The sequence below is a fragment of the Rahnella sp. ChDrAdgB13 genome, from assembly GCF_017655185.1.
GTDB lineage: Bacteria > Pseudomonadota > Gammaproteobacteria > Enterobacterales > Enterobacteriaceae > Rahnella > Rahnella contaminans.
In genome coordinates this window covers 1-11,315 of record NZ_JAEMGT010000090.1, presented here as the reverse complement: position 1 = coordinate 11,315, position 11,315 = coordinate 1, and the positions used below count along the sequence as shown (strand labels likewise).

Below are 11,315 nucleotides of genomic sequence, written 5' to 3'. Positions count from 1 at the left end.
GCTTACATCCACAAAGCAGAATATCTCGATGCCCGTAAAGCGATGATGCAATGGTGGTCGGATTATCTGGATATGTGCCGGAAAGCGTATGCCCCACCTTATATTTGTGGGAAGGAAATCAGTTACACAATGGGATAAACCTTCTGACAAAATAAACCACAGAAATAGCCGTATCAGTCTGTACTGGTACGGCATTTTTCTGGCTTCAACTCGGAGAAATTGTTAAACCGTTTATGAGCATCTTCATGCCGAACTTGAAAGATCCCCTTTTTATTCGCAACATCATTCTATCGCTTAGGATAAGAGAATAGGGAGATTGTGTGCAGGTATATGGGTATGCAAACTTTAGCAAAACCAGCTCAGACCTCATCGATATAATGGTGGTATGACGCAGAATGAATCAGAACAATTGTTCTGGAAAAACTCTAAAGCCGTGGCCAATTTTTGTTGGCCACTTCAATCACCACTCCGCTGGCATCGGCCACCACAACATCTCCGGGTCAGGCACGCATGCTACCGATGGAGACAGGTTGGTTTATTGAAGTGGCCTGCAACCTGTCCTTACCGGTTCGCATAAAGCGGCCTCTGGTAAACATCAGGTACATATGTCATGGGCTGTATCGTGCTGACGTCCGAGTTCGGCATCTTGCTAAGCATCTTAATCGCTTGGGAGCTATGACCTCCTGACGGCATAGAATCTAGCATCTTCAACAGTACCCAAGTATAGAAGCAAAGTTTTCATTAATTATTGAGCAAAAAGTACTGATCAAAAGAAACAATATAGGTAATCATCATAAAAGTTATTTCTCTCGTACTAAACAATCGATATAGACTGAAATCATAGAACGATTGAGCGAAGTAAAATCAACATTCAGCAATTCGATTAGCGGGGGAGCGACCATATGGAAATCCACACCCGGACTCCAAATGTATATGACTTGCTTGAAATAAACAAAATCTTACTTTCAACTTCAAATAATGGTGAGTCATTTGAGAAAGACTTACATCTCAATGGATTCATAGAAAAACCATGGGGATATGAGTATAGAGTTTATTGTGATTCTATTTTTGACGTATGGCGCCTTCATATATCAAAAAATCAATCCACTTCAATGCATTGTCATATATTGAAAGACACCGTACTTATATGCCTTCATGGTGATGGCGAGACCAGATTTCTTGATGGTACACATCAGGCATTAAAATCTGGCGACAGTATATATATTGCAAAAGGTGTATTCCATCAGACTATTTCGGGAAAATCAGGCATCGAATTAATTGAAGTTGAAAATCCAAGAAACAAATTCGACTTACTCAGACTTAAAGATAATTATGGCCGGAAAAATATGGCATATGAAAAGAAATCACAGGAACATGATCTTTTACCTCCTTTGCAACAGATAGCTGCTGGCACAATGATCAGAGAACATGATATACACAAATTAGCATACTTTTCCGTAAAAAATCTCGATAGAAACATGTTGAATGACGAGGATGATTTTATTTTTATTTCATTAGATGTAAAGAGCCATCTGATGGGAAAGATTCATATCCTACGAGCTAAAGATGCCATCTCAGAAATGTATTGTGGTCAGAATGTATTTTTAATTAATGTCCCGTAACGCAATAAGAAGGAAAATAACATGTCTAATCCGACACGAGTAGTGATAATCACTGGTCCGGGTTTTCAGGATCACGATGTAGTTTATACTTACTATCGTTCTAAAGAGGAAGGATACGATATATCTATTGCAACAAAGGATGGAAGTGCAGTGACAGGGAAATATGGCATCACTGTTCCTATGGATAAAAGATCCAAAGACAATATTAATTTCGATCAACTCAACGCCACTGATTTTGATGCTGTTATTCTCACTGGCGGTCATGAAGCGCCTGATAGAGTTCGCCAAGATCAAAGAGTTAAAGATTTTCTAAAGCAGATGGTAACACAGGGGAAAGTTGTGGCTGGGCTGTGCCATGGTCCCTGGATTATGATTTCTGCCGGTATTCTAAGAGACAAACTTGCCTGCGCTTATGTTGGTCTGAAAGACGATATGGTTAATTCCGGCGCTAATGTAATTGAAGCAGATGTAGTTGTCGACGAGAATATCATAACTTGCTCCTATTATGCCGAATGTGGAAAATTTATGCGTCAGACATTCGATGCAATAGATAGATGGAAGCGCGGCGAAACTCTTAAAGAACCACTGGTGGTATAATTCGATGTTAATAGCTATGGATTTCGACGGGGTCGTGGTTGATGGAGTAGACGAATGCATGCTAATTACATGGAATGTATTACATGACAGACCTCTCAGTGATTTTAACCAAAATGTACTTCAAAACATCCCACGCCTGATGACTAAACGGTTCAGGAAATTAAGGAATTTTGTACGCCATGACGGTCACTTTATTGCCTCATTCACTGAATTTGGTAATGAAGATATAGATAATGACAGATTCACTGCTATATATGAATCAATTCCAACTGAAGAAAAGAAAGTATTCAGGGATAAGTTCATCCAGTATAGGAAGCTGGCAAGAAGTATCTACCCTAGTTTTTGGGCTGAACTACACCGTCCGCTATTAGATGTTCCAAATTTATTTGAAACATCTAATGATATCTATATTGTATCAGGAAAGGATGAAGAGTCTATATCATTCATTCTAAGTAAATATGGTTTAAACATACCCGCGAATAAAATATATGGGAGGATGACCGACAAAAACAAAACTCTTACCTTGCTAAAATCAATAGCCTTCGATAAAAACGAGGACATTCTATTTATTGATGACAATATCCAAAATGTTATTGATGCAGTAGATCATGGCATTCAATCATTTTGGGCTAATTGGGGATACAACATCCCTGAGCATAAATTAATGGCCCTTCAAAAAGGAATTAATGAATTAGATACCGAGGCTCTCTTGAAATTAGTCAAGAAACCCTCTTAACGCAATATTATTTAAATTTTTTCTGTATGAGGAGTAATAACTCATGGCGAAAGAAATACTATGTGGTTTTGGAGTGGGTGTAGATGCCGTTGCAGGCTGGCTATCTTCTTATGGGGGAGAAGATTCTCCAAGCGATATATCTCGCGGTATGTTCGCTGGCGAAGTAGGAACTCCACGTCTTCTGAATCTATTTGACCAGTTTAATATCCCCACCACCTGGTTTATGCCTGGTCATTCCATTGAAACCTTTCCTCGGCAAATGGAAGCAGTTGTCAGTGCTGGACATGAGGTAGGGGTTCATAATTACAGTCATGAAAACCCAATATCTATGTCGCCTGACCAAGAAAGAGAAGTCCTTCTAAAAGGCATTGATATGGTCACAAAATTAACAGGGAAGAGACCTACTGGGTATGTCGCTCCATGGTGGGAATTTTCTCCTGTAACCACAGATCTTCTATTAGAAAATGGCATCAAATATGACCATTCACTAATGCATCATGATCATCAGCCTTATTATGTCAGGAAAGGTGATTCCTGGACCAAGATAGATTATTCCAAGACACCGACCGAATGGATGAAACCGCTGGTACGCGGAGAAGAGACGGACCTTATTGAATTACCCGCCAGTTGGACAATCGACGATATTCCTCCTTTCATGTTCATGAAAACAAAACCCAACAGCCAAGGTTTCATGAATCCCAGGGACATCGAGCAGTTGTGGAGGGAGCAATTCGATTGGGTCTACCGTGAGCATGAATATGCGATCTTTACTTTCACGATTCACCCGGACGTATCTGGACGCCCGCACGTATTAATGATGCTCGAACGCCTCTTGACTCATATGCTTGGTCATCCAGGGGTGAAATTCCTAAAATTGAATGACATTGCAGATGACTTTGCCAAGCGATCGCCACGGATAAAATAATGACATGGCAGCCGATAAGGCTGCCTGTATTATGTGTCTCAAACCATAAATCCGCTATTTTTTGATAGTTCGAGAATTCTGTCTCTGATTCGTGAAACGAGTGGGTTACGTAATGAGCTATCAATCCATACCAAATAGATTGAATTTATGGGGAGTCTCTCATGGACATTGACTTCAACGATCTGACCTCCTGCTATGCTTTGGGCGCATAAATACTCAGGCATCACAGTCCAACCAATATTTTCTCGGATCATTCTTTCTAAAATCCGCAAATCCGGTACAGTAATAGACGGACGAAGCAGTGCAAAAAATCGCGATGAATCCTGGAAAACCTCCCTTATCAAAGGTAACTGTTCATCGTAAGCTATTAGAGGAAGCTTCGACAGCGTATCAATTATGTCCTCGTTTTCTTTGAAATTGTCTGCTATGAGTGACGCTACCACAACTATTAACTTTTCCATTCCAATTTCAGCATATCCAAATTTCTGTTTATCCGGTATAGAAGTTGTGAAACCTAGTTGACAACTTCCGTCCAGAAGACAGCTGTATATGCGCTTCCTATTTCCTGTCAAAATTTTAAATTTAATACCTTCATTGAATAATATTTTCACCAAGTACGGTAATTTTGACCACATTAATTCTGCTGGCCCGATGAAAGATACTGTCCCCGAGGACTTTCTTGGACGTGATCTAAGCATCGACAACTTCAGTTCAATCGTTTCTAAATCTGAAGCCACCAATCTAGCCAATTCCTCCCCATCCACTGTAGCCACCACACCATGTGAACGACGAGTAAAGAGAACGCACCCGGTAAAAGCCTCAAGTGAATGAATGTGGGCAGACATTGCAGGCTGGCTTATGCCCAACCGCATTGCCGCTTTTGAAATCGAACCAGCTTTGTATACTTCAACAAAACTTCGTAACTGGACCAGATAGCTCATACTGCGCATCCTTAAGAGCCTGAAGCTCTCCGATTACGACATAAAATCGAAAGCCTGCACAGTTTTATGTTATAAACATGTTTCGTTAATGCTTCTACACATATTAACTTATTTTAACAATTACAGGATTTTATAGGGTAAGGATAGAACATATCAATATAACCCATTGATATACATTTTTTTGATGTGCGTTATATCTGGTTAGCATTAAGGTTTCAAGCATGCCATGAGATTCGGATTGGCTTGTTATCTTCTACTACATACTCTGGGAAGTGATAGTCGTTAAACCTTTAAATTGGCTAAACAATCATTGTATTTTTATCTATTAACGTTGACAACCCCAACTCAAATCGAGTTATCACAAATTCCGTTGGTCAGCGAAGCGGTTAGCTTCTGTTAGACCGGTTCGGACTACCTTTCGGAACATTAATCATCATCCCATGGTGCCCGTTTCCATTTTTCAGTCATGAAATCGATAAATACACTTAGCCTACGGGGTATAGGATCTCGCCGCGCCCGGACAACACTGATCTGAGATGTGTTTGCTTCCCAATCAGGCAGAACTCGGCAAAGTTTCCCAGCCCTCAATTCATCATGAATATCCCAAGTTTCTCGAAGAGATATGCCAAGCCCCGCCAAACTCCAGGCATGCAATACATCTCCGTTGTCACTGATAAGGTTGCCAGTAACGCTGATGCTTCTTTCATGACCGGCTTTACGTAACGTCCATGAATTGTGTAAAAAACCCGGGTAAGCGAATACTAAGCAGTTGTGATTTAAAAGATCTTCTGGTCGCTCAATAGGTGGATGATTCTTGAGATATTCGGACGATGCGATGAGAATACGTCTATTATTTGCTATTTTTCTGGCCAGAAGGCGAGAATCAGCCAGATCCCCCATACGAATAGCCAGATCGAAATCACCACTGTAAAGATCCTGGATTTGGTCAGATAACCTTAAATCAAAGCCCACCCTCGGATGTACCTGGCAGAATGCAGCGATCGCAGGAGCAACATATTTTCGGCCAAACGGTGCGGGCGCAGTCAAACGAATATTTCCGCTTAACTCCTCACTATCCCCTCGGGAAAGTTCCTTCATCTCATCCAGAACGGCTAACGCTACGCGAGCCCTCTCAGCTATAGCTCTACCCTCGTCTGTAATACGTAGATTACGGGTGTTTCTTTCAAAAAGTGTAGTGCCAAGTGCAGTTTCCAGCCTGGCTATCTGCTTGCTCACCATCTTGGGGAGTATCTGTAGGTCTCGTGCTGCGGCAGAGAAATTGTTTCTGTCGACGACGTGTAAAAACACTTCGAGGTCGTCATTTCTCAAGTTTATTTTGTTCATTTTGGGGTAAGTGTTTGTCCGTTTAGGTCTATTTAAAGGATAAATAGATTGTTCCACAATAAGACTCAATATGACAAGTCTGTTATGTCGCATGCAGTTAGAAGAATTTTGCTTTAAGTCCCCCCATATAGAGGAAGTTAAAATGCCTAAACGTATCCTGTTTGTATTGACCAGCCATGACCGTAAAGGTCAAGCCGAGAGTAAAGATGCCGCACCCAGTGGTTTCTATCTTTCTGAGGTGTCTCACCCCTACGATGTACTCACAAAAGAAGGATATGAAATTGATTTTGTTAGTCCCAAGGGGGGCAAGACACATGTTGACGGTTTAGACCTCAGCGATCCGGTTAACGCCTCCTTTTGGAATAATGATTCCTTACGCGAGGCGACTAAAACCACATTAAAACCCTCGCAGATTAATCCTGACGTCTATGACGCCGTCTTCTATGCAGGAGGGCATGCGACGATGTGGGATCTCCCTGACAATATAGAGTTGGCGGGTGTTTCATCACGAATTTATGAAAAGGGTGGCGTTGTCGCTGCGGTTTGTCATGGCCCCGCCGGATTGGTGAATATTCGGCTTTCCGATAATGAATATCTGGTTGCGGGAAAAAAGGTGTCAGCTTTTACCAACGATGAAGAACGTGCTGTAGGGTTGTACGACATTGTTCCATTCTTACTTGAAGACACGCTGAAGCAAAGAGGTGCTGAGCATCTTGCAGCCGCAAATTTTCAGCCACAGGTGATTGTCAGCGAGAGATTAGTAACCGGACAAAATCCCGCTTCCGCAAAAGGAGTCGCTGAGGCAATGCTGCCTTTGTTGGCTTCTATTGAAAATAGAAGAGCCTGAGTTATGAAAGAACGCATGCCTTTTGTTATATATGTCTTTGCACTCTGCGCTTTTGCTTTGGGATTCACTGAATTTGTCACGATCGGCTTAGTTTCCAGGATATCAGTTGATCTAAACGTCAGTGTCAGTCATGTAGGTACAGCGGTGACAGCCTACGCTCTCGGTGCCGTAATTGGTGCTCCGGGATTAACTGCGTTGGCAACACGATGGCCTCGTAAAAGATTATTACTTGTTGCTATGGGCCTGTTTACAGTTGGCAATGGTATCGTCAGTGCGTCTGAGTCCCTAACGCCTATGTTGATTGCACGATTTGCTTCCGGTTTAGGGCACGGAGTGTTTCTTGCTGTTGCTTCAAGTGTGGCAACCCAACTGGCTGGGCGACATCGTGCTGGCGCCGCTGTTTCGGTCGTTTTTGGCGGTCTTACAATTGCGTTGGCATTAGGCGTACCACTTGGTACCTACATCGGTAGTCTGTTGAGTTGGCAGTCTATATTCATGGCAGTAACGGCAAGTGGAGCGATCGGTTTCATTGGATTGGCAATGCTGATGCCCACGGATCAAAATGATCCCTCCTTGCAAGCAAATGCCATGGACGGTTTAAAAGCCATGTTCAACCCACTACTGCTTGCGGGAGCAGGAATTACAGTTTTGGCCTATGCAGGATCTTTTGCCCTGTATACGTATATTTCCCCGATTCTACTTCAGGTAACGCATGTAGACGAGCGTACGAGTAGTTTGCTTATGTTGGTCTACGGCGTGATGGCCGCTATCGGGAATGTCTGGGGTGGTCGCCTGACTGACAAGCAAGGTGCAGACCGTGCCGTGATGACAATTCTTATTGGTCTGGCGATCGTCCTCTTTGCTATGTGGTTCTCTGTCTCATCCTTAATGTTAATGGCACTGTTTATTGGGTTACTTGGAGCATTGACATACGCAGCGGTCCCCTCAATGCAAGCAAGAGTGATAGGGCTATCTCACATACATGCGCCTGAAGCTCCAGCTGTGGCAGCAGGACTGAATATTGCCGGTTTTAACGGAGGAATTGCATTAGGGTCGCTATTGGGGGGTGTAGCACTGGATGTTACTGGTCTTACAAGCCCTACTTGGGTTGGAGGCGGAGTTGTAATCGTTGGTATTTTGTGGATGTTATTACAAATAAATTCGAATAAAAGACGCACCACCTCCGATTACTCATGATAGTACACATAGCATTTAAAATGGCTCAGTGAACACCAAATCACTGAGCCATTTTATTTTACCTCTTTGAAAAATGTCACAACCAAACACAGGTTATTTTTTATTTTATAAAATCGGCCCATATCATTCTGATCTATTTCATATCAATCAGAATTTTAAACATCTTTCAAAAACACAGCGAAATTCATCAGCAATATCATTGTGTGAAAGGAGATGTATTATGTCAGACAATCCAACTTGCCTAAACATTAGAGATGGAATTCCAGACTGGATAACTATCAGGGAGGCGGTAAGACTTCTCAATGGATTGAATGGATGTAAAATAAGAAAAAGTGATTTTTATCGATTTGCTCTGCAAGGGAAAATTCGGTTTTCAATATATTTTCAATCCCCAATAACATTGAGGAAAATTAAATCACGAAATCATAAATTAAAGCTAAGACCAATAAAAGGTTCGTCAACGATGAAATCATTCATGCTTGCCGAAAGTTCCTTTGTCAGCGAAAACAATTTAACTTTCAGTACTGAAGGGAGATATATCCACCCTCTACAAAGAGTCATTGACACAACATTGCTCGGCTATGAATATGTCCTTATACAGCGTTTACTTGCACATTCATTAAAGATACCATCACCTGTAACAGGAGCAAAGTCGTATAATTATGGCATTACCGTTTGTTTATTGGGGGAAACGTTTCAACTTTTCGAAAAGATGACATGGCATGAAAGAATCGAACGACACGTAAAAAGGCTACCTAAAGATATTTCATCAGATGATTACGAAGATATAATACTAAACGCTACAAAGAAAGATTCGCATAAATATTATTTTCCTATGCATGAATTACCGAGCGATGCCTGCTTTGTCCTCAGAAAAAGTGAACTTGATAAGTTGATCAACAAACCGATCGAAAAAGAAATACTTCAACCGTCTCCAACTCGGATATCCACCCCTCTATCACGCCTCTTCTGGCTTGCCTGCAAAAATAATGAAACTATCAGTCCGTTAATCATGCAACCGTATAAACTATTGTCCATTTTTGAACAATGGGCATCTGAGGAAGGCATTACCGATCGATTCAGTGGCGACACACTGAAGACTGCGCTTGAGCGCGGCTCGCCCCTTTCCCTACCAACACAAAAGTGAGATGATGCCCTTCTCTATGAAAACCCGTATTAAGGATTGTATTTTCCGTAATACGGGCTCATCAGCTATCTCCACACCACTATATTGTGTTGTCGTGTGTTCTCCCGGCTAGCGCTATATCTGCCACAGGAGAATACCGTGACATCTCATCAGTTATTACGTCTGAAACAGGTTGAAGAAAAAACTGGCCTGAAGCGCTCTCAAATCTATCTGTATATGAAAGACGGCACCTTCCCCCGCTCAATCAAGATTGGTCCGGCCAGTATCGCCTGGCTCGAATCGGAAATTGACGAATGGATCAATATCAAATTAGTCCGCCGCTCAATAGGCTGAAGGGAGAAAACACCATGATTATCCCGTCACTTAATTACGCCGTATTAACCGATGCCCTGCATGCATTAAAGGATGGCAACATTCGTTACTGTGAATCGCTAGGATTCACTTTCGACGAAATGAATGCCCTCAACCAGTTGTCGCTAGACGAGCTGTTTATCATCAGTCGTGAGTCTGCGCAGTTTTTGGCTGTGACGGTTCATCATGACGCGTTACGCCTGCTTCTGGCAAAATCCCATGAGGAGGTTCTGCAGCAACAGCGTATCAACGACGCCATCCGGCTGGGTGGTTCAATTGCACTTCTCAACAAGTATTTTGGCCTCACCTCCAACGAAGTTTGCCTTCGCCGCCGGTTACTGGGCGTCCGTGTGCCTTATGGCCGGACGCCAGAGCCGGACGAAGATACGGATGCGGCCATCTGGCTGCAATGGCAACAATGCCGGGTGGCCAGTCTGGAATCAACCGATGCGCTGGACGCCATGATGCAGGTAACTCAAACCCTGCTGGCGAAAGTCGAAGGATTGTCACTGACCATCGTCTGGAAGCGTATCGCACTTTGCGAGCGGGAGGCGTCAGACCGGAGGGCCGCACATGCCGGATGAGATCGACCGCGATCAGGAATTTAATGAGCAACGACTGGAGGAGATGATTGAACAGAGTCGTTTTAAGCCAGGGCCTACGCCATCATTATTCCATTGTCGTGTATGCGGTAAGCCCATTCCTGAAAAGCGACGGCTGGCACTGCCGGGCATAACCACCTGCACGGAATGTCAGGAAAAACTTGAACGTCGAAGACGTTAATAATGGTCACAGAGACATGCAGGAATACTTCCCCTGCATGTCTCTATCATTAACTATAAATACACAGTCGTCCTTATTAACTATTTCACTTCCTTTTATCTCACAGAGTCCCCCTTCCACCGCTAATTTATCTCTCTCATTTTAACTTTGAATTTATCGTTTATATACCGCACCGGATATCTGATCCTGAAAGCGTCATTACATAATAGTCACCCGTATTGACGTTAATTCGCCTGAATCAGGCATTGCTCTTTAAAAATAAGGTTCGGGCTGTCACGAAACCACAATTCAGGGTGCCGCTGAATGTTCTCGCTGACCCGTTAAAACCGGAATGCAGAATTGGGATGTGACATTGATTTAACTCATCGTTGTTTTTAGTAGAGGAGGACTCATGCGAAAACCCATTTATCACGTATTTGTCACCCAAGAAAGTCAACCCGATGCACAGGGCGAAATAAACACGTATTGGACCAGGGTTGGCGTGGCGTTCGCTCATAACGGTAAGTCTGGCCTGAATATCATGCTGACACCCGGTATTGCTGTCTCCGGCAAGCTGGTGCTGCTTGAACCCAGAGAAGATAGCGGCATTTCGCAGGATACCGTCTCTGCTTAATCCGCTTTTGACCTTTCTCCGGCAGGGGCTTGGTATACACCCGCCGGGCTGACTGTTAAGAGGCCACCATGCTTTCCACCACCGTATTTCTGGCGGCGGCCATGCAGTGCGCCCCCAGCGTTCACCCATCCACGGCGCTTGATGTGGCGCGGGTCGAATCCGGTTTGAATCCGTATGCCATCGCTGAAATTCTGCCCGATGGCAAAGGCGTG

At 43.2% G+C, this 11,315-nt stretch carries 13 protein-coding genes and 2 pseudogenes; 13 read left to right on the top strand and 2 right to left on the bottom strand.

Annotated elements, in window-relative coordinates:
• The 5 genes and pseudogenes from J8X26_RS20780 to J8X26_RS20760 form a co-directional block, all read left to right on the top strand.
• Positions 1-138, top strand: a pseudogene (locus tag J8X26_RS20780) (integrase); the annotation flags it as partial.
• Positions 139-902: 764 nt separating this feature from the next.
• Entirely contained in the window at positions 903-1,622 is a 720-nt protein-coding gene (locus J8X26_RS20775; protein WP_208951833.1) for a cupin domain-containing protein, read from the top strand.
• A gap of 21 nt (positions 1,623-1,643) precedes the next feature.
• Positions 1,644-2,219, top strand: a complete 576-nt coding sequence (locus J8X26_RS20770; RefSeq protein WP_208951832.1) for a DJ-1/PfpI family protein — start codon at positions 1,644-1,646, stop codon at positions 2,217-2,219.
• 4 nt (positions 2,220-2,223) lie between these two features.
• Positions 2,224-2,955, top strand: a complete 732-nt coding sequence (locus J8X26_RS20765) for an HAD family hydrolase (RefSeq protein WP_208951831.1) — start codon at positions 2,224-2,226, stop codon at positions 2,953-2,955.
• Positions 2,956-2,998: 43 nt separating this feature from the next.
• Positions 2,999-3,880 carry a polysaccharide deacetylase gene (locus J8X26_RS20760; protein ID WP_208951830.1) on the top strand — a complete coding sequence of 294 codons (882 nt, stop codon included), beginning with the start codon at positions 2,999-3,001 and terminating at the stop codon, positions 3,878-3,880.
• A 38-nt stretch (positions 3,881-3,918) separates the two neighbouring features.
• Here J8X26_RS20760 and J8X26_RS20755 read toward each other — a convergent pair whose 3' ends face one another.
• Positions 3,919-4,821: a LysR family transcriptional regulator gene (locus tag J8X26_RS20755; RefSeq protein WP_208951829.1), complete on the bottom strand. Its 903-nt coding sequence runs from the start codon at positions 4,819-4,821 to the stop codon at positions 3,919-3,921.
• Positions 4,822-5,247: 426 nt separating this feature from the next.
• Positions 5,248-6,165 carry a LysR family transcriptional regulator gene (locus J8X26_RS20750; RefSeq protein ID WP_015689821.1) on the bottom strand — a complete coding sequence of 306 codons (918 nt, stop codon included), beginning with the start codon at positions 6,163-6,165 and terminating at the stop codon, positions 5,248-5,250.
• 142 nt (positions 6,166-6,307) lie between these two features.
• Between J8X26_RS20750 and J8X26_RS20745 the strand changes: the two genes are divergently transcribed.
• From J8X26_RS20745 to J8X26_RS20710, 8 genes and pseudogenes are all read left to right on the top strand, one after another.
• The gene (locus tag J8X26_RS20745; RefSeq protein ID WP_049132090.1) at positions 6,308-7,012 is read left to right on the top strand and encodes a type 1 glutamine amidotransferase domain-containing protein; all 705 of its coding nucleotides are present in this window, start codon (positions 6,308-6,310) and stop codon (positions 7,010-7,012) included.
• A gap of 3 nt (positions 7,013-7,015) precedes the next feature.
• On the top strand, positions 7,016-8,209 hold the full coding sequence (locus J8X26_RS20740; RefSeq protein ID WP_208951828.1) for an MFS transporter: 1,194 nt from the start codon (positions 7,016-7,018) through the stop codon (positions 8,207-8,209).
• A gap of 220 nt (positions 8,210-8,429) precedes the next feature.
• Positions 8,430-9,356, top strand: coding sequence for a hypothetical protein (locus tag J8X26_RS20735; RefSeq protein ID WP_208951827.1), 927 nt, complete (start codon positions 8,430-8,432; stop codon positions 9,354-9,356).
• A 138-nt stretch (positions 9,357-9,494) separates the two neighbouring features.
• Positions 9,495-9,689, top strand: a complete 195-nt coding sequence (locus J8X26_RS20730) for an AlpA family transcriptional regulator (protein WP_208951826.1) — start codon at positions 9,495-9,497, stop codon at positions 9,687-9,689.
• Between the two features lie 14 nt (positions 9,690-9,703).
• Entirely contained in the window at positions 9,704-10,291 is a 588-nt protein-coding gene (locus J8X26_RS20725; protein WP_015689817.1) for a DUF2857 domain-containing protein, read from the top strand.
• Complete coding sequence (locus tag J8X26_RS20720) at positions 10,281-10,490, top strand: TraR/DksA family transcriptional regulator (RefSeq protein ID WP_015689816.1); 210 nt, start codon at positions 10,281-10,283, stop codon at positions 10,488-10,490. Before J8X26_RS20725 ends, J8X26_RS20720 begins: the two co-directional genes overlap by 11 nt.
• Positions 10,491-10,881: 391 nt before the next feature.
• On the top strand, positions 10,882-11,103 hold the full coding sequence (locus tag J8X26_RS20715; RefSeq protein ID WP_208951825.1) for a hypothetical protein: 222 nt from the start codon (positions 10,882-10,884) through the stop codon (positions 11,101-11,103).
• Positions 11,104-11,171: 68 nt separating this feature from the next.
• Positions 11,172-11,315: pseudogene (locus J8X26_RS20710) on the top strand (transglycosylase SLT domain-containing protein); the annotation flags it as partial.

Coding starts and splice junctions, on each gene's coding strand:
- J8X26_RS20755 (WP_208951829.1), bottom strand. CDS start 4,821: ATGAGCTATCTGGTCCAGTTACGAAGTTTTGTTGAAGTATACAAAGCT.
- J8X26_RS20745 (WP_049132090.1), top strand. CDS start 6,308: ATGCCTAAACGTATCCTGTTTGTATTGACCAGCCATGACCGTAAAGGT.
- J8X26_RS20720 (WP_015689816.1), top strand. CDS start 10,281: ATGCCGGATGAGATCGACCGCGATCAGGAATTTAATGAGCAACGACTG.
- J8X26_RS20725 (WP_015689817.1), top strand. CDS start 9,704: ATGATTATCCCGTCACTTAATTACGCCGTATTAACCGATGCCCTGCAT.
- J8X26_RS20775 (WP_208951833.1), top strand. CDS start 903: ATGGAAATCCACACCCGGACTCCAAATGTATATGACTTGCTTGAAATA.
- J8X26_RS20735 (WP_208951827.1), top strand. CDS start 8,430: ATGTCAGACAATCCAACTTGCCTAAACATTAGAGATGGAATTCCAGAC.
- J8X26_RS20765 (WP_208951831.1), top strand. CDS start 2,224: ATGTTAATAGCTATGGATTTCGACGGGGTCGTGGTTGATGGAGTAGAC.
- J8X26_RS20770 (WP_208951832.1), top strand. CDS start 1,644: ATGTCTAATCCGACACGAGTAGTGATAATCACTGGTCCGGGTTTTCAG.
- J8X26_RS20750 (WP_015689821.1), bottom strand. CDS start 6,165: ATGAACAAAATAAACTTGAGAAATGACGACCTCGAAGTGTTTTTACAC.
- J8X26_RS20715 (WP_208951825.1), top strand. CDS start 10,882: ATGCGAAAACCCATTTATCACGTATTTGTCACCCAAGAAAGTCAACCC.
- J8X26_RS20760 (WP_208951830.1), top strand. CDS start 2,999: ATGGCGAAAGAAATACTATGTGGTTTTGGAGTGGGTGTAGATGCCGTT.
- J8X26_RS20740 (WP_208951828.1), top strand. CDS start 7,016: ATGAAAGAACGCATGCCTTTTGTTATATATGTCTTTGCACTCTGCGCT.